This is a genomic window from Pseudomonas sp. O230, from assembly GCF_045447035.1.
Classification (GTDB): domain Bacteria; phylum Pseudomonadota; class Gammaproteobacteria; order Pseudomonadales; family Pseudomonadaceae; genus Aquipseudomonas.
The window spans coordinates 663,731-684,870 of sequence record NZ_JBJGXN010000001.1; the positions used below are offsets into that span (position 1 = coordinate 663,731).

16 protein-coding genes are annotated in these 21,140 nt (G+C 59.0%); 8 read left to right on the forward strand and 8 right to left on the reverse strand.

Going from position 1 to position 21,140, the window contains the following annotated elements; translation table 11 throughout:
- Positions 1–19: 19 nt before the first annotated feature.
- Together ACI77H_RS03140 and ACI77H_RS03145 are read left to right on the forward strand one after the other, a co-directional pair.
- Positions 20–316, forward strand: a complete 297-nt coding sequence (locus ACI77H_RS03140) for a pyrroloquinoline quinone biosynthesis protein PqqE (RefSeq protein ID WP_150639122.1) — start codon at positions 20–22, stop codon at positions 314–316.
- Between the two features lie 276 nt (positions 317–592).
- Positions 593–2,398: a phenylacyl-CoA dehydrogenase gene (locus tag ACI77H_RS03145; protein WP_407010319.1), complete on the forward strand. Its 1,806-nt coding sequence runs from the start codon at positions 593–595 to the stop codon at positions 2,396–2,398.
- Between the two features lie 81 nt (positions 2,399–2,479).
- Here ACI77H_RS03145 and ACI77H_RS03150 read toward each other — a convergent pair whose 3' ends face one another.
- A complete protein-coding gene (locus ACI77H_RS03150) occupies positions 2,480–4,234 on the reverse strand; it encodes a hypothetical protein (RefSeq protein WP_407010320.1) in 1,755 nt (584 codons plus the stop codon).
- A 1,123-nt stretch (positions 4,235–5,357) separates the two neighbouring features.
- On the opposite strand from ACI77H_RS03150, the gene ACI77H_RS03155 reads away from it, so the two are divergent.
- The 4 genes from ACI77H_RS03155 (at position 5,358) to ACI77H_RS03170 (ending at position 12,777) form a co-directional block, all read left to right on the forward strand.
- Positions 5,358–7,499 (forward strand): cytochrome-c peroxidase, encoded by a 2,142-nt coding sequence (locus ACI77H_RS03155; RefSeq protein ID WP_407010321.1) that lies wholly within the window; start codon positions 5,358–5,360, stop codon positions 7,497–7,499.
- Between the two features lie 153 nt (positions 7,500–7,652).
- Entirely contained in the window at positions 7,653–8,939 is a 1,287-nt protein-coding gene (locus ACI77H_RS03160; protein ID WP_407010322.1) for a GGDEF domain-containing protein, read from the forward strand.
- A gap of 90 nt (positions 8,940–9,029) precedes the next feature.
- A complete protein-coding gene (locus ACI77H_RS03165) occupies positions 9,030–10,826 on the forward strand; it encodes an acyl-CoA dehydrogenase C-terminal domain-containing protein (RefSeq protein ID WP_407010323.1) in 1,797 nt (598 codons plus the stop codon).
- Positions 10,827–10,998: 172 nt separating this feature from the next.
- Positions 10,999–12,777 (forward strand): acyl-CoA dehydrogenase C-terminal domain-containing protein, encoded by a 1,779-nt coding sequence (locus ACI77H_RS03170; RefSeq protein ID WP_407010325.1) that lies wholly within the window; start codon positions 10,999–11,001, stop codon positions 12,775–12,777.
- 227 nt (positions 12,778–13,004) lie between these two features.
- Here ACI77H_RS03170 and ACI77H_RS03175 read toward each other — a convergent pair whose 3' ends face one another.
- Positions 13,005–13,925, reverse strand: coding sequence for a LysR family transcriptional regulator (locus tag ACI77H_RS03175; RefSeq protein WP_407010326.1), 921 nt, complete (start codon positions 13,923–13,925; stop codon positions 13,005–13,007).
- Between the two features lie 169 nt (positions 13,926–14,094).
- On the opposite strand from ACI77H_RS03175, the gene ACI77H_RS03180 reads away from it, so the two are divergent.
- Together ACI77H_RS03180 and ACI77H_RS03185 are read left to right on the forward strand one after the other, a co-directional pair.
- Positions 14,095–15,378 carry an aspartate aminotransferase family protein gene (locus tag ACI77H_RS03180; RefSeq protein WP_407010328.1) on the forward strand — a complete coding sequence of 428 codons (1,284 nt, stop codon included), beginning with the start codon at positions 14,095–14,097 and terminating at the stop codon, positions 15,376–15,378.
- A gap of 207 nt (positions 15,379–15,585) precedes the next feature.
- Positions 15,586–15,744 carry a YqaE/Pmp3 family membrane protein gene (locus ACI77H_RS03185; protein ID WP_007904205.1) on the forward strand — a complete coding sequence of 53 codons (159 nt, stop codon included), beginning with the start codon at positions 15,586–15,588 and terminating at the stop codon, positions 15,742–15,744.
- A 104-nt stretch (positions 15,745–15,848) separates the two neighbouring features.
- On the opposite strand, the gene ACI77H_RS03190 is transcribed toward ACI77H_RS03185, so the two are convergent.
- From ACI77H_RS03190 to pqqA, 6 genes are all read right to left on the reverse strand, one after another.
- A complete protein-coding gene (locus ACI77H_RS03190) occupies positions 15,849–17,675 on the reverse strand; it encodes a S9 family peptidase (RefSeq protein WP_407010330.1) in 1,827 nt (608 codons plus the stop codon).
- The gene (gene pqqE, locus ACI77H_RS03195) at positions 17,641–18,783 is read right to left on the reverse strand and encodes a pyrroloquinoline quinone biosynthesis protein PqqE (protein ID WP_407010351.1); all 1,143 of its coding nucleotides are present in this window, start codon (positions 18,781–18,783) and stop codon (positions 17,641–17,643) included. Before pqqE ends, ACI77H_RS03190 begins: the two co-directional genes overlap by 35 nt.
- A gap of 4 nt (positions 18,784–18,787) precedes the next feature.
- Positions 18,788–19,063 (reverse strand): pyrroloquinoline quinone biosynthesis peptide chaperone PqqD, encoded by a 276-nt coding sequence (gene pqqD / locus ACI77H_RS03200; protein ID WP_008024193.1) that lies wholly within the window; start codon positions 19,061–19,063, stop codon positions 18,788–18,790.
- Entirely contained in the window at positions 19,060–19,812 is a 753-nt protein-coding gene (pqqC, locus tag ACI77H_RS03205; RefSeq protein WP_150633690.1) for a pyrroloquinoline-quinone synthase PqqC, read from the reverse strand. The genes pqqD and pqqC overlap by 4 nt, the downstream gene beginning before the upstream one ends.
- 138 nt (positions 19,813–19,950) lie before the next feature.
- Positions 19,951–20,862, reverse strand: coding sequence for a pyrroloquinoline quinone biosynthesis protein PqqB (gene pqqB / locus ACI77H_RS03210; protein WP_407010331.1), 912 nt, complete (start codon positions 20,860–20,862; stop codon positions 19,951–19,953).
- A 72-nt stretch (positions 20,863–20,934) separates the two neighbouring features.
- Positions 20,935–21,009 (reverse strand): pyrroloquinoline quinone precursor peptide PqqA, encoded by a 75-nt coding sequence (gene pqqA / locus ACI77H_RS03215; RefSeq protein WP_009045898.1) that lies wholly within the window; start codon positions 21,007–21,009, stop codon positions 20,935–20,937.
- Positions 21,010–21,140 lie beyond the last annotated feature (131 nt).

Consider the following 21,140-nt stretch of genomic DNA (forward strand, 5'->3'; position numbering starts at 1 on the left):
ATATAGGACGAGTTCTCCCATGGAAATCTCAGGAAGTAGCGCTTTTTATGCCGGTCTGAGCACTATTCAGACAGGGCAGAACCGTGTCGATCAGGCCTCGGGCCAGATCGCCAACAATATGGTCGAGCGTTCGGTGACCAGCCAGTCCTCCGATGCCCAGGTCAATCGCCTGCGTTCGGTTGATCGCAGCCAGCAGTCAGACCTCGCCAGCAACATGGTCGAGATGGCTCAGGGCAAGTTTCAGGTTGAGGCCGGTGTCAAAGTTGCCAAAGCTTCCGATGAAATGCTCGGTACGCTGATCGACACCTTCGCCTGATCACCCGCTGAACCCGACCGCCAACGCCGCGACCCTTCGCGGCGTTTTTGTGCGTAAGTCCTTCTCCCTTAACTAAACTTTCTGAAACGGCGTGTTGCTCGGGCAGCAGCGTTGCGTCTTCTCGTTTCTGGCATTCGAGACGTGTGATGACGAACGGCAAAAGATCGGCGCTTGACAAGATTTAGGCGTAAACGTATGTTTCAAACAACTGTTTGACCGTCACAACAAATCAACGCGGTCGTTCATTCCCGGTTACATCAGCAGAGGTTTATCGCTATGCCTGACTACAAGGCCCCCTTGCGTGATATTCGCTTCGTTCGTGACGAACTGCTCGGCTACGAAGCGCACTATCAGAGCCTTCCGGCTTGCTCGGACGCAACTCCGGACATGGTTGACGCCATTCTCGAAGAAGGCGCCAAGTTTTGTGAGCAGGTGCTGGCTCCGCTGAACCGCGTGGGTGACACCGAAGGTTGCACCTGGAGCGAGTCCGGCGTTAAAACCCCGACCGGTTTCAAAGAAGCCTACAAGCAATTCGTCGAAGGCGGCTGGCCAAGCCTGGCTCACGACGTGGAACACGGCGGCCAAGGCCTGCCGGAGTCCCTGGGTCTGGCCGTCAGCGAAATGGTCGGCGAAGCCAACTGGTCGTGGGGCATGTACCCAGGCCTGTCGCACGGTGCGATGAACACCATCTCCGAGCACGGCACGCCTGAGCAACAACACGCCTACCTGACCAAACTGGTGTCTGGCGAATGGACCGGCACCATGTGCCTGACCGAGCCACACTGCGGCACCGACCTGGGCATGCTGCGCACCAAGGCCGAACCTCAGGCCGACGGTTCCTACAAAGTCTCCGGCACCAAGATTTTCATCTCGGCCGGTGAACACGACATGGCCGACAACATCGTCCACATCGTGCTGGCACGTCTGCCGGATGCACCGGCTGGCACCAAAGGCATCTCGCTGTTTATCGTTCCGAAGTTCATGCCGAACGAAGACGGTTCGATCGGCGAGCGCAACGCGGTGACCTGTGGTTCCCTGGAACACAAAATGGGCATCCACGGTAACGCGACCTGCGTGATGAACTTCGACGCGGCCACCGGTTTCCTGATCGGCCCGGCGAACAAAGGCCTGAACTGCATGTTCACCTTCATGAACACCGCTCGCCTGGGCACAGCGCTGCAAGGTCTGGCCCACGCCGAAATCGGCTTCCAGGGCGGCCTGAAATACGCTCGCGATCGTCTGCAAATGCGCTCGCTGACTGGCCCGAAAGCGCCGGAAAAAGCCGCTGACCCGATCATCGTGCACCCTGACGTGCGCCGCATGCTGTTGACCATGAAAGCGTTCGCCGAAGGCAACCGCGCAATGGTTTACTTCACCGCCAAGCAAGTCGACATCGTCAAGTACGGCGTGGACGAAGAAGAGAAGAAGAAAGCCGACGCGCTGCTGGCGTTCATGACGCCAATCGCCAAAGCCTTCATGACCGAAGTCGGTTTCGAATCCGCCAACCACGGCGTGCAAATCTACGGTGGCCACGGCTTTATCGCTGAGTGGGGCATGGAGCAGAACGTTCGCGACAGCCGCATTTCGATGCTGTACGAAGGCACCACCGGTATCCAGGCACTCGACCTGCTGGGCCGCAAAGTGCTGATGACTCAAGGCGAGGCCCTGAAAGGCTTCACCAAGATCGTCCACAAGTTCTGCCAGACCAACGAAGGCAACGAAGCCGTCAAAGAGTTCGTCGAGCCATTGGCTGCGCTGAACAAAGAGTGGGGCGAGCTGACCATGAAGGTCGGTATGGCTGCCATGAAGGATCGCGAAGAAGTTGGCGCGGCCTCCGTGGACTACCTGATGTACTCCGGTTACGCCTGCCTGGCCTACTTCTGGGCTGACATGGCGCGTCTGGCTGCTGAAAAACTGGCTGCCGGTACCACCGAAACAGCGTTCTACACCGCCAAGCTGCAGACCGCGCGCTTCTACTTCCAGCGCATCCTGCCACGTACCCGCACTCACGTAGTGACCATGCTGTCGGGCGCCAACAACCTGATGGACATGAAAGAAGAAGACTTCGCACTGGGTTACTAAGCCTTAGCGCAGTTCTAAAAAAACCGCCGCTCTTTTGGGAGCGGCGGTTTTTTTGCTTCTTCCTGACTGCTCAGACGTTACCTACCAAGGGGTCGGGTCCAGAGGGCCGACGCCGGTCGGAGTGCCTGCGCCTTCTCCGTTACGCAGGAACGGCAGGTGCCAGAAGTCGTTCGGGACCACCGGATCGCCAGGCTTGACGCCTTCCGGAAAGATGAACTCAAACACTGGCGCCACGTACTGCCCGGCGATCAGACCGTTGGCCACCGTCAACCGGCCGGCATTTTGAATGCAACTGTCCACGGCGGTCTGGGAAGCGGTCAGCTGTGGAACACAAAGTGACCGCGCAACAACGCGCAAGGTGCGGGTCGGCTGGCTGAGAAGCCCGGTCGGTGCCTTGGTCGCGCGAATCCTCGCGCGTTGTGGTTGAGGGCCGATGTTCTGGCTCGTGATGCCACCCGAGACACCAAAGCAACTGGCTGGAAGGGACTGTGCAGGGTTGCATTCACCTGTCATCTCATAAGGCGTAACCCAGCGATTGGTTTGTATGCCCGTCGAAGGATTGACATCTATCAGATAGATATCGACGGGTGTTTTCACGTCGGTTGTCGATGCTTCCAGGAAAATCCGGTCCTGCGTCTCCTGCGCTACGCCGTTGATGGCCGTTGCGGCGGGGTCGGCGGTACCGATACCGAATTCCCCGATGGCCAGATAGCTGGGTTGCGTACCGGGCTGGGTGTAGATCCCGATGTTGGCCTCGATCGTGTGAGCAGAGATAAAGTCCGGAGTACCCGCTGTGGCCGATTTGAATAGCGTACCCGCGTAGCTGATGAAGTCGCCGACTTCGAACGGTGCCTGTTGCATAGGGTCGGGGTCGGTCGCTGTGCGCGAAGCATCGCTGAAGCGCTTCATGACGAACTGACTGCAATAAACCTGGCCCAGAACCGGAGGGGACAGCTCTCCGCTGGCCGGAGGTACCACCCCCGCCTGGCTGAAGTTGCGGCAGTTGTTTGTGGTGGTCGGGGTCACGACTTTTGGCCGGTTTTTCTGAGGGCAGAGAGCATCGTCCCCGGAAATTGTGCGCGGCACGCACATCGGGTAGCCGGTGGCAGCGTGGATAGTCGGGTTGGCGTCATCCACGGAGAACCGGGGGTCGGGGCTTTGAGCACGACCAAAGCGACCGCTTGGGTCGTTGATCTGGATGATCGTCGGTTGCAGAGGCGTGCCGCTATCAACTTCGAGGTTGCCGTTGGTGTAGTCGATCCGGGTGATGTAGCCGCTGCCGGCATTCGCCGCTTGCTGCGAGACAAAGATCAGCCCGGCCATTTGCTTGTTGGAGACGGTATTGCCCACCACATGGATCTCGAACGAGGGGTATGAAGTCGGTCCTTTGTTGAGCGCAAGCGACCCACCCCTGACAAAATCCGCCCAGGTCAGGGTATTGGCCGGCATTTGCAAAATCGTATTGCACGGGACGGTAATCGTGACGCCGTTTAGTTGGACGGTCCCGCCAAACCGACCAGGATCGGTGGTGCCGGGGCAGTTCGCATTGGTGGGGTCCAAGGTCATGCTCTGGATGAAACCCGTGACGTCAAAGCCATGAATCGCTTCCGGATTGGTGAACACCGGATTAGGCAACGTGGGGGTCGAGAACGGCGAGGGTACGCCCTTGACGGGCTTGGCCGTCGCGCCGCCTTGGGCAAGTGCATGACCTGCCCCTCCAATGGCGAGCGCGACGGCGACAGCGCCAGCCAGCAGCGCGTGGTGACCTGAGGTGCCGTTGAGTCGCTTGAGGAACGGCGCTAATGCCAGCGCTTTTGCGTGTAGGGATAAGCTCATGGTTCTCTCCACAATCTTGCGGGACCTGTTGCCGGCCAATCGACTCGCAGACCTGCCAATGCGCTGAATCCCGCGCAGTGAAGACGGAAAGGCGTGTGCGTCGAGTTGGAGCTCGATCCAGAGGGCAAGTGTCTGAGCATGGTTACGACATACCTGACACTCAGCCTTCAGATGCATTCAATCGGCGATGCGTTGGCCGGTTCCGGACACAATCGCGAGAGACATTCCTTGAGCCTGGAACGTGCAAAGCAGTAGTCGTGCCGAATTGGCACCAACGGTCGTTAGCCAGCAATAAATGCGCACTGCGCTGGTGTTGTGGTATTCCACGAAACGATATCTATATGAATGGCACCGAAGTAGGGGGGGATAGGCGCCCATGTTTGGGAGTACTGAACTAATCTCCCCTCGGGCAGTTATAAATAGGTAATTGAGAAACGTTGTCTATAGATACGCTTAATATCAGGCGGATGGCAAGTGGAAAATAGAGAGGTCTATGAGGTAAATTGTTTTTTGCGCTCATATAAAAATAAAAACAATAGCTCGCGCAATGCAACTAGCGCACGAGTATTGTTTTTTTGATTGGTGATGATTAGTTCAACCAGTTGTCGGATCTCTAAAATAGGGAAGACAGTTCTGGTTGTCTTGCGAGTTATGAATTAGCAATTACTTTGCCAATATTTGTTTTTCTGAATAATCTTCTTAACACGTTGTAATGTATTGATATTTTATCGCTGATCAATTGTGGTTGGGGAATGGCACCCAAGAATGGGGGGGAAGTTCACCGCAATTGAGTGGGTGTTTGTAGTTGCCATTGATGGGCTTCCCGACCGATGGCTACTAGCTGAGGCGTTGGTCAGTCGAGATAAAAAATATTAAATTTTGCTGTTGAGATTTTTTGTTACAGCTAGAGTTGAGTTAAGCGCACCTCACGGTGCGACAAAAACAACGTTTTAATTAAGCCTGAGCCAAGAGAGTATTTTTCCAGTTAGGCCTCGTTTCGCAACGGCCAACTTCTAGTTGGTGCGTTTACTCGTGCGAGCGGCAATATCCCTGGTGATGAGTTCCTCTCGTAACAGGATAATCCCGGAGCCTGGCTACTCCGTACTGAATCGAGAATGCCATCATGATGAAGTCCTTGAGCATCCTTCGTCTTATCCGCTGGGCCTACTCGATCGCGGGTGGCCTGATCGCTGTCAGTCTGGCTTGCGAGAGCGCTATCGCTGCTTCCCCGCCAGAGGTTGTCACGCCCGTGGCAGACGTCCCCAGCTTGCAGTCGTTACACGGCATGACGCCACCCGACCCCTCGGGAAGCGAAGGCGGGCGCAAAGTCGACCTGATGACTGACTACGTCCTCAATCGCTCAGCGGCGATCCTGTTGGGCAAGGCGCTGTTCTGGGACATGGAGATCGGCAGCGATGGCTCGACCGCTTGCGCGTCCTGCCACTTTCACGCGGGTGTCGATCACCGGATCACCAACCAGATCAACCCTGGCCAGGCAAACACCAATGCCAACGTCGCCTCGATCTTTAACAAACCGTTTGTCGCCTCCGACATTCCGGGCGACGTCGCTTCCTACTTGACCAAGTCTGGCGGTAAGGGCGGTCCGAACTACACGCTGAAGAAAACCGACTTCCCGACCCACGTGCTGGCCGATCCACTGGATCGCAATTCGCCGATCCTCTATTCCACCGACGATGTGATCGGCTCCCAAGGCGTGTTCGACGCCAACTTCGTCAAGCCGCACCAAGCGCGTTTCGACAAGTGCACGGCGCAGCCAGACGGCATATTCCAGGTAGGCGGCATCAATGTCCGTCGCAGCACCGGGCGTAACGCGCCGACGGTAATCAACGCCGCGTTCAACGTGCGTAATTTCTGGGATGGTCGGGCGAACAATGTGTTCAATGGTTTCTCGCCTTTTGGCAACCGCGACCCCGATGCCGGGATTTTCGTCACCGGTGATCGCGGTGGCGTGGCGACCAAGGTGCGACTGGCGCTCAAGGATGCCTCGGCAGCTTCGCAGGCCGTGGGGCCTCCTGGCAGTCCGGTGGAAATGTCCTGCGGCGGGCGTACGTTTGCGGACATTGGCCGGCGCATGCTCGACACGCTGATGCTCAAGCAGCAACGGATTTCCTCGACCGATTCGGTGCTGGCCTCCGTTTCCGGTGCGCGCAGGCCGACTTACCGTGAACTGATCAAGGCTGCGTTCCAGCCACGTTTGTGGAATGCCACGCAGCAAGTGCTGCTGGGCGATGCGCCGTACACCCAGATGGAGGCCAATTTCCCGCTGTTCTTCGGCTTGGCGATCCAGATGTACGAATCCACCCTGATCTCGGATAAGGCTCCGCTGGACGCTTACTTGCAGGGCGATCATTCGGCCATGAATGCCCAGCAGGTCGAGGGCATGAATCTTTTCCTCGGCAAGGGCAAGTGTGTCAGTTGCCATGGTGGCGCGGAGTTGACCAACGCTGGCAGTCGCTTGCTGTTCCATCCACGGGAGCGCATCGAACGGATGGTCATGGCCGACAACCTGACCACGCTATACGACAACGGTTTCTACAACACCGGTGTGCGCCCGACCTCGGAAGACCTGGCGCTCGGCGGCACGGATGCATGGGGTAATCCGCTGGCGTTCACTCGCGAATACAACACGCAGATCCAGGGCGGTAAAGTGCCTGATTCGCTGGACGTCGATGTCTGCACCTTCGAAGCACCGTTGAGCTCGGCATTGCCTTGCGATGCGACGCTCAAACCCAATCCCGGCTTCCGCGATGCCGTCGACGGTGCCTTCAAGACGCCGACGCTGCGCAACATCGCGTTGACCGGGCCGTATTTCCACAATGGTAGCCGGGCGACGCTCAAACAGGTCATGGAGTTCTACAACCGCGGCGGTGACCGGCGTGGCTCGGAAGCGAACAACACCAGTGGCTTTGACCATTCCAGTGTGAACCAGCACAACACCTCGAACCTTGATCCGGATATGACGTCGCTGAACCTGACGCCCGACGAAGTCGATGCCCTGGTCAAATTCATGGAGGTCGGCCTGACTGACCCGCGCGTGGCGTGGGAGCAAGCGCCATTCGATCATCCGTCGCTGGTGATTCCGCAGGGGCATGTGGGTGATGAAAACGCGGTGACGCCAAAACCGGTCAGTCCGAAGATAACCACACGGCAGGGCATGGACGCGGTGGTAACGCTCAAGCCCGTTGGCGCAGAAGGTCGCGGTGTCGCAGAGGGGCCATTGCAGCCGTTTTTTAACGACCTTTGAGGGGGGCTCAAACGTGCATTGCTGGCTGCCGGAAGGTAGTCAGTAATGCGGCGTCAAAAAAACCTTATCAAAACACTCAGAAAATCCGAGGTCCTGCCGTTAAAGTAGTGGGCACAATGCCATCTATAGACATGACGGGTCGGAGCTTTACCCTTGCCGCGTTCTTCCGCTGTACGTTTCAGTCATTTCCTACCGTCACTTCTGCTTTTGCTTGCGGGGCTGGCGGCTGCTTACGTCAAGGACCTGAACGTCTTCTTCACTTCGCTGTTCAACGTGCTGCCGACGTTGGTGCTGTTGCTCGGCGGCGCTTATTGCGCGGTTTACCGACGTCAGCGTGAACTGTTTCTGATGGTCACGGTGTACATCGCCTACTACCTGCTCGACACCCAGACCGACTATTACCGCGACAACGGCAGAGTGCGTGAAGATGCCGCCGTGGTCTTTCACCTGTGCTGTCTGTTGTTGCCGCTGATGTTTGGCGTATTCGCGGCGTGGCAGGAACGCACCCATCTGTTCCAGGACATGGTCGCGCGTTTCGCGGTATTGCTGGCCGTCGGCAGCGTGGCATTAGGCCTGGAGCAAAGTTACCCACAGGCGCTGTTGATGTGGCTGTCGGAAATCCGCTGGCCAGCCCTGCATGGCGCGTGGATGAGCCTGATTCAGCTGTCCTACCCGGTGTTTATCGCTTCGTTCGTGCTACTGAGCTGGCAATACTGGCGTAACCCGAGACCCTTGCATGCCGCCCAACTGGTGGGTTTGCTCGGGTTGTTCTGGGCGTTGCCGAAGACTTTCATCCTGCCGTTCACCCTGAACATCATGTGCAGTCAGGTGATGTTGATGATTGCGGCGGCGGTTGCCCATGAAGCCTATCAAATGGCCTTTCGCGATGAGCTCACTGGTTTGCCCGGCCGTCGCGCGTTGAACGAGCGCATGCAGCGCCTGGGGCGCAATTACGTGTTGGCCATGAGCGACGTCGATCACTTCAAGAAATTCAACGACACCCACGGCCACGACGTCGGCGATCAGGTGCTGCGACTGGTTGCCAGCAAACTGTCGAAAATCGGCGGCGGCGGTAGGGCGTATCGCTACGGCGGTGAGGAATTCGCGCTGGTGTTCGCGGGCAAGACGCTTGAAGAGTGCATGCCGCACCTGGAAGTCATCCGCGAATCCATCGCCACCTACAACATTCAACTGCGTAACCAGGACAACCGTCCTCAGGACGACCTGCAAGGTCGTCAGCGCCGTGCCGGGTCAGGGGCTTCGAGTGTGTCGGTGACCGTCAGCATCGGCGTCGCCGAACGCGTGGAACAACGCAACCCGGAAAAAGTGCTCAAGTCGGCCGACGAGGCGCTCTACGCCGCCAAAGGTGCGGGGCGAAACTGTGTGGTGGCTTACGGGCAGAAACGTCGTGGTGCAGTGCGCGAGGTGGCTGCGGGTTGAGTGATGATGGCGCATTCAGCGTCTGGACTGTGATTGTGAGGCGCGGTCGGCAGCAGTAGGTTTGATCAATCTGCTGCCGGAGAAATGACCATGCCCGAGTACAAAGCTCCTCTGCGCGACATGCGCTTTCTGATCGACCACGTCTTCGATTTTCACAGCAACTACGCCGCGCTGGGCGCCACGGATGCCAGCCCGGACATGGTCAATGCAATCCTCGAAGAAGGCGCGAAATTCTGTGAGAACGTTCTCGCACCGCTCAATCGCAGCGGCGACGAAGAAGGCTGCCGTTTCGACAATGGCGTGGTGACAACGCCTACAGGCTTCAAGCAAGCCTTCGCACAATACGTGGAAGGTGGCTGGCATGGCCTGGCGGCCGATCCGGTGTATGGCGGCCAGGGGTTGCCAAGTTCGCTGGGGTTGGTCATCAGCGAGATGGTCGGCTCCAGCAACACCTCTTGGGGCATGTACCCGGGCCTGACGCACGGGGCGATGTCGGCGATCCACGCCCATGGCACCGAAGAACAGAAAAACACCTACCTGAGCAAACTCACCGCTGGCCAATGGACCGGCACCATGTGCCTGACCGAAGCCCATTGCGGCACAGACCTGGGCATCATCAAGACCCGCGCCGTGCCTGCCGCCGATGGCAGTTACGCGATCTCCGGCAGCAAGATTTTCATCTCGGCCGGCGAACACGACATGAGCGACAACATCATTCACCTCGTGCTGGCGAAACTGCCGGATGCGCCTGCAGGCACCAAGGGCATTTCGCTGTTCATCGTTCCCAAATTCCTACCCAATGCCGACGGTGAAGCGGGCGAGCGCAACGGCGTTTCCTGCGGCTCGATCGAGCACAAAATGGGCATCAAGGCCTCGGCCACCTGCGTGCTCAACTTCGACGAGGCCAAGGGCTTCCTGATCGGTGAACCGAACAAGGGCCTGAACTGCATGTTCACCATGATGAACCATGCGCGTCTCGGCACCGGGATGCAGGGTTTGTGTCTGGGGGAGGCGAGTTTTCAGGGCGCGATCAAATACGCCAACGACCGCTTGCAGATGCGTTCGCTGACCGGCCCGAAAGCACCGGAAAAAGTTGCCGACCCGATCATCGTTCATCCCGACGTGCGCCGGATGTTGCTGACCATGAAGGCCTTCAACGAAGGCAATCGCGCGCTGACCTATTTCACCGCGCAGTTACTCGATGTCGCCCATCTGAGCCCGGATGAAACGGCGCGGCAGGACGCCGAAGACCTGTTGGCGTTCCTGACGCCGATCTGCAAAGCCTTCATGACCGACACCGGGCTGGAAGTGACCAACCATGGCATGCAGGTGTTTGGCGGCCACGGCTTCATTCGTGAGTGGGGCATGGAGCAGTTGGTTCGCGATTGCCGGATCGCTCCGATCTACGAGGGCACCAATGGCATCCAGGCGCTGGACTTGCTCGGGCGCAAAGTGCTCGGCAGCCAGGGCAAACTGCTGCGGGGCTTTACCAAAATCGTTCACAAGTTCTGCGCGGCAAACGCCGATCATCCGCAACTCGCCAGTTATGTGGCGCAACTCAACGGGTTGAATCAACAGTGGGGCGAAGTGACCACGCAGGTCGGCATGGCGGCGATGAAAAATGCGGACGAAGTGGGCGCTGCGTCCGTGGATTACTTGATGTATAGCGGTTACATCATCCTCGGCTATCTGTGGCTGCGCATGGCGCTGGTGGCTCAGGCGCATCTCGATGCGGGCAGCGGCGATGCCGATTACTGCCGGGGAAAACTGGCGACCAGCGAGTTTTACTTCAAGCGCTTGTTGCCGCGTACTGCCGCTCATCGCGCGGCCATTGAAGCGGGCAGCGATTGCCTGATGAAGCTGCCGGCGGAGCTGTTTGCGCTGTAGCCTCAATCCCTCTGCATGGAAGCCCGCCTTGCGCGGGCTTTTTGTTGATGACTAAAAATTACAAAATGGTCACTAGCTGACCCTATGTGTCGCAAAAGTTGTTGGGTTACACTCGGACCCAAAGAAAACACTCTTCCTACGAATCACCTGTAAAGATCTTGCGAGGTTTGCCATGGCTGACTACAAAGCGCCCCTGCGCGATATGCGCTTCGTCCTCAATGAAGTGTTCGAGGTCGCCAAACTCTGGGCCGAGTTGCCCGCACTGGCCGATACCGTGGATGCGGAAACCGTTGAAGCCATTCTTGAAGAGGCCGGCAAGGTCACCAGCAAAAGCATCGCGCCCCTGAACCGTGCGGCTGACGAAGAAGGTTGCCATTGGGCGGACGGTGCCGTCACCACGCCCGCAGGTTTCCCACAGGCTTATCAGACTTACGCTGAAGGCGGTTGGGTCGGTGTCGGTGGCGATCCGTCCTACGGCGGCATGGGCATGCCCAAGGCGGTTTCGGCTCAGGTCGAAGAAATGGTCAACTCCGCGAGCCTGTCGTTCGGTCTGTACCCGATGCTGACCGCTGGCGCTTGCCTGTCGATCAACGCCCACGCCAGCGAAGAGCTGAAAGCCGCTTACCTGCCGAACATGTACGCCGGCGTCTGGGCCGGCTCCATGTGCCTGACCGAGCCACACGCCGGTACAGACCTGGGGATCATCCGTACCAAAGCCGAGCCTCAGGCGGACGGTTCCTACAAAGTCAGCGGCACCAAGATTTTCATCACCGGCGGTGAACACAACCTGACCGAGAACATCATTCACCTGGTACTGGCCAAGTTGCCAGATGCGCCGGCCGGTCCGAAAGGCATTTCGCTGTTCCTGGTGCCGAAGTTCATGGTCAACGCCGATGGCAGCCTCGGTGCGCGTAACCCGGCGACCTGTGGTTCGATCGAGCACAAGATGGGCATTCAGGCCTCCGCAACGTGCGTGATGAACTTCGACGAAGCCGTGGGTTACCTGGTCGGCGAGCCGAACAAAGGCCTGGCGGCGATGTTCACCATGATGAACTACGAGCGTCTGGGCGTCGGCATTCAGGGCCTGGCTTCTGGCGAGCGCTCTTATCAGAACGCCGTTGAATACGCTCGCGACCGTCTGCAAAGCCGTTCGCCGACCGGCGCGCAGAACAAAGACAAAGTGGCCGACCCGATCATCGTCCACCCGGATGTGCGTCGCATGCTGCTGACCATGAAAGCCTCGAACGAAGGCGGCCGTGCCTTCTCGACGTACGTGGCGATGCAACTGGACACCGCCAAGTTCAGCGAAGAAGCGACCACTCGCAAACGCGCGGAAGACCTGGTGGCGCTGTTGACCCCGGTAGCCAAGGCATTCCTGACGGACCTCGGTCTGGAAACCACCATTCATGGCCAGCAGGTTTTCGGCGGCCACGGTTACATCCGTGAATGGGGCCAGGAGCAACTGGTTCGCGACGTGCGCATCACTCAGATCTACGAAGGCACCAACGGCATTCAGGCGCTGGACCTTGTCGGGCGCAAGATCGTTGGTAGCGGCGGGGCGTTCTACAACCTGTTCGCCGACGAGATTCGTCACTTCACCGCGACGGCCAGCGCTGACCTGGCTGAGTTCACCAAGCCGCTGAACGATGCCGTGACCACGCTCGACGAGCTGACGGTGTGGCTGCTGGATCGGGCGAAAAACAACCCGAATGAAATCGGCGCAGCGTCGGTCGAATACCTGCAAACCTTCGGTTACGTGGCTTACGCTTACATGTGGGCACTAATGGCCAAGGCTGCCTTCGGCAAAGAAGCGCAGGACGATTTCTACGCGAGCAAATTGGGCACAGCGCGGTTCTATTTCGCCCGTCTACTGCCGCGTATTCATTCGTTGAGCGCGTCGGTGAAGGCCGGTAGCGAGTCGCTGTTCCTGCTGGACGCAGCGCAGTTCTGACAATGTAACGTCATGTAAGCATTCGCTTACATAACTTGCTGCTCTTCTCCCATAGATGAAGATTGGATCCACAGCTAATCTACTTCTCATGGACGTCGCGCAGGAAGCGCAAAGCAACAACACGGACACGTAGGATTCTGCCAGGACGGCGGAGCGAAATGGATGTCAGGGAAACAGTCTGCAAAGCCCCGCTTCGGCGGGGTTTTCTTTTGCCCGCAGAAAAGTAGTCAGCTCAGCCCATCCAGGGTGGTAGAGCCTTCATTCGGTCCATTCATCACTTCTTCCAGCAAGGTCCGCAACAGGGCCAGTGACGCTTGTTGCCGTTGCACATCGCGACATACCAACCCGACTTTCAACGGCACCCGTGGCTCGGTCAGCGGTTTCCAGAGCAGTTCGTCGTTGCCCAGCACCTTCTGCGAACGACCGGGCAGGACGGTTGCCAACCGGGTGTGCGGCAGGCTGTCGAGAATTCCCGCCATGTTATTCAGTTCGGCCTGCACCTGCGGGCGTCGACCCAGGCTGGCCAATTGCGTCTGCCAGATCTGCCGCACCTGAAACTCTTCGCCCAGCAGCAACATCGGCAACTCGGCGGCCTGACTCATGGAGACTTTCTTGAATTCGCGCAGCGGGTGATCCGCCGGGATGACCAGTGTCAGTTCATCTTCGTACAACATCACGCCGTGCAGCCCCGGCTGACGGGGTGGCAGGTAACTGATGCCGATGTCCAGCGAACCATTGAGCAGCCGCCGTTCGATCTCCAATCCCGTCAATTCATAGATCTGCACCACCAAGTGCGGCTGCGCCTTACGCACGCGCTCGAGCATCTGCGGCACCAGGCTGGTGTGAACGGTTTGCAGCACGCCAATGGCCAGGGTGCGCAGCGCTTGTCCCTTGAAATTGCCCAATGCTTCACGCGCCCGTTGCAGGCCATCGAGCAAGGGCAAGGCGTGGTTGTACAGCGTGTGAGCGGCCAGGGTCGGCAGCAAGCGTTTGCTACTGCGCTCGAACAGGCTCACATCGAGATTTTTTTCGAGCTGGCGAATCTGTTGGGAGAGTGCCGGTTGGGAGATTGAAAGTCGCTCGGCGGCCCGGCCCACATGGCCCTCTTCGTAGACCGCGACGAAATAACGCAGTTGCTTGAAATCCATAAGTTTTACTTATTGAAATTGCTGATAAATCGAAATGGCTCGACGCCCTGGCTGAGCCTAGTCTAACCGCATTCACAAGGCTTGCAGGGCCATGGAGCGCAATGACTAGCGTTTACGCCGAAGGTGTTTACATAGGTAAGGCAAAACACCTCAAACGAGGTTTTTTCGGATGAATTTGTTCAATTTACGGCGTAATGCGCCCAGTCTTGACGACTTGAGCGCGGACCCTTTCCTACCGCCCAGAAGTGACAATCTTTCCAGCGAGTGCCTGATGCCCAGTGTCGAGCGGCCGAAACAGATTTTTGTGCGCGGTCAGGGCTCCTGGTTATGGGACAGCGACGACCGCGCCTATCTGGATTTTTCCCAGGGTGGCGGGGCCAATAGCCTCGGACATAGCCCTACAGTTCTGGTCAACGCGATTACGGCGCAGGCTCAATCGCTGATCAACCCCGGTTTTGGCCTGCACAACCGCGGCATGCTCAACCTCGCCGAGCGGCTCTGCGTCAGCACCGGCAGTGATCAGGCGTACCTGCTCAACAGTGGCAGTGAAGCCTGTGAGGCGGCGATCAAACTGGCGCGCAAATGGGGCCAGCGGCATCGCGGCGGTGCGTCGCGGATCATCGTGGCCAACAACGGTTGCCATGGCCGTAGTCTCGGGACGATTCCGGCGTCGGACAGTTCCAGGCTGGCAAATCGCTTCGAACCGCAACTTCCGGGCTTCAGCCATGTGCCGTTCAATGATCTGGCCGCGCTACACGCCGCCGTTGACGCCCGGACCGTGGCGATCATGCTTGAACCGATCCAGAACGAAGCCGGGGTAATCCCCGCCACCGAACATTACCTCAAGGGTGTCGAACGCCTGTGCCGTGAGCTCGGCATCCTGTTGATCTTCGACGAAGTGCAAACCGGCCTCGGTCGCCTCGGCACCTTACTCGCGGAACAGTCCTACGACGTGCGAGCCGATATCGTCGTCCTCGGCAAAGGCCTCGGCGGTGGCGTGCCCTTGGCGGCGCTGCTGGCGCGAGGCAAGGCTTGTTGTTTCGACGTCGGCGAGCTGACGGGCACCCATCATGGCAATGCACTGATGACCGCGGCGGGTCTGGCCGTGCTCGATAGCGTGCAGGACAAGGGTTTTCTCGAACATGTCAGGGAAACCGGCCAGCACTTGCGCGAAGGCCTGGCACGTCTGGCTCATCGCTATGGTCACGGCGAACTGCGTGGTCAGGGATTGCTCTGGGGTCTGACCCTGTCCGACGACTCGGCTGACGCCGTGGTTAAAGCCGCGCTGTACGAAGGCCTGCTACTCGACGCCCCGCAAGCCGATTGCCTGCGTCTCACCCCGGCGCTCAGCGTCAGCAAGGCGAACATCGACGAAATGCTCCTGCGCCTGGCTCGCGCCTTTTCCCGGGTGCGTACCGCACAACTGCAATGCCGCAAAGGGATTGCCGTCTGATCAGAACCGCCCTACACGAATTCCCGAACCGTCTCGCGGTATAACGCATCGCCCCACGTTTGATTCTTTTGACGTGGGGCGTTTTTTTGTCCGCAGATTCGTTTGGATATCGGTATTCAGTGAGCATTCGCACTGAACCCTGACGAACGGTGTTGGTCGATTAGCAGTAAGGCTCACACGAGCCCACTTCAACTCAGGAGCTGCCCTATGGACTTCATTCGCATCATCATCGCCATTCTATTGCCGCCACTGGGTGTGTTTCTGCAAGTCGGTTTCGCCGGCGCGTTCTGGCTGAATATTCTGCTGACGTTGTGCGGTTATATTCCGGGGATCGTGCATGCGGTCTACATCATCGCCAAGCGTTGAGTATCACGGTGTCAGATAGATCGCTTTCGCTTGCCGGCCAGCGCCTACAGGGATCTCACTGGTCCTGTAGGCGCTGGCTTGCCAGGGATTGAAGCGACGCAGTTTCAGCTTTCGAGCGCCATTACCCGCCGATAAAACAACCACTCCTGCTCCAACGCGTGGGCCTGATTACCGGCCTTGCGGAAACCGTGACGTTCGTCTGCGTAATAATGCGCTTCGACTAGAATGCCGTTTTGTTGCAGCGCCTCGACCATGTCGCGGGTCTGTTGCGGCACGACCACGGCGTCCAGTTCGCCCTGAAAGAAAATCACTGGCACGCTGATCTTGCTCGCATGCAGCAATGGCGTGCGTGCGACGTAGCGCTCGGCATCCTGTTCAGGATCACCAATCAGCCAATCCAGATAATCGCCTTCAAACTTGTGGGTCGCGCGGCCCAGTGCGACGGGATCGCTGACGCCATAGAGGCTGGCGCCCGCACGGAAGACCTGCTGAAACGCCAGCGCACACAGCGTGGTGTAGCCGCCGGCACTGCCACCGCGAATAAACGCCTGGTCACCGTCGATCAATCCGCGCTCGGCGAGATGAGCGACCACCGCACAGGCATCTTCCACATCTACGTCACCCCAACTCAAGTACAGCGCGTGGCGGTAAGCCCGGCCATAGCCGCTGCTGCCTCGGTAGTTGAGGTCGGCCACGGCGAAGCCGCGTTGTGTCCAGTACTGGATGCGCGGATCGAGCATCGGGTAGCACGCCGATGTCGGGCCGCCATGGATGAACACCACCAGCGGCGGCTTCGTGTCGCCAGTCATTGCAGGGTAGAAGAAACCGTGCGCCTCGCCTGCACCGCTCGGGTAGCGCAAGGTTTGCGGGACGCTGATTTTCTCGGCGGGCAAAGGTGCGACTCCCCCGGCCAAGACCTTGACCTGTCGGGTTTTGCGGTCAATGGCGATCACGGCTGACGAGCTGACCGGTGAAGCGGCGATGCAGTAGATGAATTGATCATCCAGTGCGAGATATCGGAATCGGCTGTAGTCCCCGGTGAAGTCTTCTGTGGTGTCACCACCAATGCCCAGTCGGCCGAATCCCTCTTCGGTCCAACTGGCCAGATAGCTGTTTTCACTCAAGGGCAGCCAAGTGCAACCCCCCAACTGCCAGGGCGCGGGCCCATGATCAGCCGCAGCGCCGGGCAGCGGACGCAACGCATTGGACGACTCGACCCACGGCTGCCAGTAGCCGCCACGATCCGTCAGACAATACAGACGACCACTGTCATCGAATCGCGGTTGTTGCAGCGACTCCTGAACACCATCGCCCGCCACACAGCGGGCTTGAGCGAAACGGCCATCGCTCCGGCGCTCGGCAACCATCAGGCGCGTCGCGGTCCATGGCTGGTCCGGGCGACTCCACTCGATCCAGGCCAACCGTTGAGCGTCAGGGCTCAACGTCGGTGCGGCATAAAAGTCCGCACCTTCGGCCAACAGATGACGTGCGCCGTCCACCAGATCGATGGCCACCAGACGATGCCGATCCCGATGTTCTTCAACGGCCAACACTTGCCCGTTGGCAAATTGCAGATCGCCGTAGCGGCATTCGCCGGATGTCAGCACTTCGGGCGTTTCGCCTGTCAGCGATTGGCGATACAACTGCTGATCCGCCTCGTTGACGAAAACCACCCCGTCATCTGTCAGACAGAACGCTCCGCCGCCATATTCGTACACCCGGCTGCGCACGCTGAAACCCAACGGTGTCAGGCAATGTGCCTGGCCATCGCGCCAATGCCAGATGCGGCAAGCGGCGTCCTCGGGGCGGTACTCGTTCCAGAACAGGCCATGCTGGCCAACCTGTAGTTCGGCAAAGTCGACACCGGCAGCGACCGCTTTGGCGGCGCTGAAGGGCTCAGCTTTTTGCGATGAGTCGTGAGTTTCGTTCATTGCGAAAGGCCAGTTGTTCGATGGTCTGGGTCGCGTGCTCGGCTTCTTCGCGGGCCTTGAGAATCACGTCGTGATGTTCCGACTTGCTGCACACCGGGTCGGCGTTGCTGGCGTCACCCGTGAGCATGAAGGCTTGGCAGCGGCAGCCGCCGAAGTCCTTCTCTTTTTCGTCGCACGAGCGGCATGGCTCGGGCATCCAGTCGTAACCGCGAAAGCGGTTGAAGCCGAACGAGTCGTACCAGATGTGCTGCATGCTGTGATCGCGCACATTAGGAAACTGTACCGGCATCTGTCGGGCGCCGTGACACGGCAGCGCGGTTCCGTCCGGGGTCACTGTCAGGAAAATACTGCCCCAGCCATTCATGCAGGCTTTCGGGCGTTCTTCGTAGTAGTCCGGCGTGACGAAAATCAGCTTGCACGGATGCCCTTCGGCTTCGAGTTTGGCGCGGTATTCGTTGGTGATGCGTTCGGCGCGGACCAGTTGTTCCTTGGTCGGCAACAGTCCGACCCGATTGAGCTGCGCCCAACCGTAAAACTGGCAGGTGGCGAGTTCGACAAAGTCCGCCTCAAGGGCGATGCACAGCTCGATGATCCGGTCGATCTTGTCGATGTTGTGCCGATGGGTGACGAAATTCAGCACCATCGGATAGCCATGAGCCTTTACCGCGCGAGCCATTTCCAGCTTCTGCGCGAAAGCCTTTTTCGAGCCAGCCAGCAAGTTGTTCACTTGCTCGTCGCTGGCCTGGAAGCTGATCTGGATATGGTCCAGGCCGGCCTTCTTGAAGTCGCTGATTTTCTGCTCGGTCAGGCCGATGCCGGAGGTGATCAGGTTGGTGTAGAAACCCAACTTGCGCGCTTCGGCAATCAGCTCGGCGAGGTCCTGGCGCACCAGCGGTTCGCCGCCGGAAAAGCCCAGCTGCGCGGCGCCCATTTCCCGCGCTTCGCGGAACACCTTGATCCACTGCTCGGTGCTCAGCTCTTTGCCTTGCTCGGCGAAATCCAGCGGATTGGAGCAGTACGGGCATTGCAACGGGCAGCGGTAGGTCAGTTCCGCCAGCAGCCACAGCGGCAGACCGATTTCCGGTTTGGGCGGTAACGTGTCTGACACGGGATCAGGCAAGTTCGATCCAGTGCTGAGCACGGGCGACCTCCATGAATTGCTCGATGTCGTCACCGAGCTCCGGCACGCCGGGGAACTGCGCGTCCAGTTCGGCGATGATCGCCGCGACATCACGTTCACCGTCGATCAAACCACCGATCAGCGCGGCGCTTTCATTGAGCTTGATCATGCCTTCCGGGTAGAGCAGCACATGGCCTTTCTGCGCCGGTTCGTACTGAAAACGGTAGCCGGGGCGCCAGGTCGGGGTCTTGCTGCGATCGAAACTCATAAGGTGATTCCTTTATGCCAGACCCGTTGCTCGGTCACGCTGTGATACGGCGGGCGTTTCAGTTCGTAGGCCATGCTCATGGCATCGAGCATGCTCCAAAGAATGTCCAGTTTGAACTGGAGAATTTCCAGCATGCGCTCCTGGCCGTCCCGCGTCGTGTAGTGCTGCAACGTGATCGCCAGGCCGTGTTCCACATCGCGGCGCGCCTGGCCCAGGCGGGTGCGGAAATATTCGTAACCGGCCGGGTCGATCCACGGGTAATGCTGCGGCCAACTGTCGAGGCGCGATTGGTGGATCTGCGGCGCGAACAGCTCGGTCAGTGAGCTGCTGGCGGCTTCCTGCCAATTGGCCCTGCGGGCGAAATTGACGTAGGCGTCCACGGCGAAACGTACGCCGGGCAGCACCAGTTCCTGGGAGCGCAGTTGGTCCGGGTCGAGGCCGACGGCTTGGCCCAGACGCAACCAGGCTTCGATGCCACCGTCTTCACCGGGGGCGCCGTCATGGTCGAGCAGGCGTTGAATCCACTCGCGGCGGATCTCCCGGTCCGGGCAATTGGCAAGGATGGCGGCGTCCTTCAGGGGAATATTCACCTGATAGTAGAAGCGGTTTGCGACCCAGCCCTGAATCTGCTCGCGGGTCGCCCGGCCTTCATACATCGCCACGTGGTACGGGTGATGGATGTGGTAGTAGGCGCCCTTGGCGCGCAGGGCTGCTTCGAATTCGGCGGGGGACATTGCGGTGTCAGTCATTTTGGTCTCCGGGTGCAGCCGGTGGATTTTGTGGCGTCTGGATCGGCCTCATCGCCAGCAGGCTCGCTCCCACAGTTGATCGCATTCCCCTGTGGGAGCCAGCCTGCTGGCGATAGACCGTGCAGCGGTCTCGATGCCCTACAACACAATACTCATGCCGTCATACGCCACTTCAACATCACGCCGAACCAGCTCGGCACGCTCCGGCGAATCCTCATCAAGGATCGGGTTGGTGTTGTTGATGTGGATAAGCACCTTGCGCTGCTTGGGCAACTGTTCCAGCACTTCCAGCATACCGCCGGGGCCGTTCTGCGCCAGATGACCCATCTCCCGGCCGGTGCGGGTGCCGACACCACGACGCTGCATTTCGTCGTCGTCCCACATCGTGCCGTCCACCAGCAGGCAGTCACTGCCGGCCATGATCTCCAGCAGCGGTGCGTCGACCTTGCCCAGGCCTGGCGCGTAAAACAGCTTGCCGCCGGTACTCAGGTCTTCAACGATCAACCCGATGTTGTCGCCCGGATGCGGGTCGAAGCGGTGCGGCGAATACGGCGGCGCAGCGCTGCGCAGCGGCAGAGGGCTGAAACGCAGGCTCGGGCACGCCGGGATGGTGAAGCTTTGGTCGAGCTCGATGCGGTTCCAGTTCAGCCCGCCGTTCCAGTGGGTCAGCATGGTGAACAATGGGAAACCGGTGCTCAGGTCTTCATGGACCATGTCGGTGCACCAGACGTTGTGCGGGCAACCCTCGCGCAGGCTGAGCAGGCCGGTGGTGTGATCGATCTGGCTGTCCATCAGGATGATCGCGCTGATGCCGGTATCGCGCAGGGCGCGGCCCGGTTGCATCGGGGTGAAACTCTGGAGCTGGGCACGGATGTCCGGCGAGGCGTTGCACAGCACCCAGTTCACGCCGTCATCGGAAATCGCGATGGACGATTGGGTCCGCGCCTTGGCGTTCAGGCTCCCGTCGCGAAAACCCGCGCAGTTCACGCAGTTGCAGTTCCACTGGGGGAAACCGCCGCCAGCGGCGGAACCTAGAATCTGGACAAACATGGGTGCTCCATCATTTCAACGCTGAAAATAAAAACGCCTCGGCAAACCGAGGCGCTGAACGGCAGGACAAACTTAGCGGCTTGCGAAGTACATGGTGACTTCAAAGCCGATACGCAGGTCGGTGTAAGCAGGTTTGGACCAGGACATGGGAGCGCTCCTTCAGGTGATGGGACGGTTGAGATCTATACATATAGTCCACCTCCAGCCGGAGATGTTCAGATAGTTAGGTGGCTATGTTACTCAAAATTACACATTGATTGGCCTGCAATCTCGGAAAA

What these genes read in the sequence shown, in the direction of transcription:
- ACI77H_RS03190 (WP_407010330.1), bottom strand. Translation starts at nt 17,675, where the DNA reads ATGAACGAAACTCACGACTCATCGCAAAAAGCTGAGCCCTTCAGCGCC.
- pqqD (WP_008024193.1), bottom strand. Translation starts at nt 19,063, where the DNA reads ATGAGTTTCGATCGCAGCAAGACCCCGACCTGGCGCCCCGGCTACCGT.
- ACI77H_RS03145 (WP_407010319.1), top strand. Translation starts at nt 593, where the DNA reads ATGCCTGACTACAAGGCCCCCTTGCGTGATATTCGCTTCGTTCGTGAC.
- ACI77H_RS03180 (WP_407010328.1), top strand. Translation starts at nt 14,095, where the DNA reads ATGAATTTGTTCAATTTACGGCGTAATGCGCCCAGTCTTGACGACTTG.
- ACI77H_RS03175 (WP_407010326.1), bottom strand. Translation starts at nt 13,925, where the DNA reads ATGGATTTCAAGCAACTGCGTTATTTCGTCGCGGTCTACGAAGAGGGC.
- ACI77H_RS03155 (WP_407010321.1), top strand. Translation starts at nt 5,358, where the DNA reads ATGATGAAGTCCTTGAGCATCCTTCGTCTTATCCGCTGGGCCTACTCG.
- pqqB (WP_407010331.1), bottom strand. Translation starts at nt 20,862, where the DNA reads ATGTTTGTCCAGATTCTAGGTTCCGCCGCTGGCGGCGGTTTCCCCCAG.
- ACI77H_RS03165 (WP_407010323.1), top strand. Translation starts at nt 9,030, where the DNA reads ATGCCCGAGTACAAAGCTCCTCTGCGCGACATGCGCTTTCTGATCGAC.
- ACI77H_RS03185 (WP_007904205.1), top strand. Translation starts at nt 15,586, where the DNA reads ATGGACTTCATTCGCATCATCATCGCCATTCTATTGCCGCCACTGGGT.
- pqqC (WP_150633690.1), bottom strand. Translation starts at nt 19,812, where the DNA reads ATGACTGACACCGCAATGTCCCCCGCCGAATTCGAAGCAGCCCTGCGC.
- ACI77H_RS03140 (WP_150639122.1), top strand. Translation starts at nt 20, where the DNA reads ATGGAAATCTCAGGAAGTAGCGCTTTTTATGCCGGTCTGAGCACTATT.
- ACI77H_RS03150 (WP_407010320.1), bottom strand. Translation starts at nt 4,234, where the DNA reads ATGAGCTTATCCCTACACGCAAAAGCGCTGGCATTAGCGCCGTTCCTC.
- ACI77H_RS03170 (WP_407010325.1), top strand. Translation starts at nt 10,999, where the DNA reads ATGGCTGACTACAAAGCGCCCCTGCGCGATATGCGCTTCGTCCTCAAT.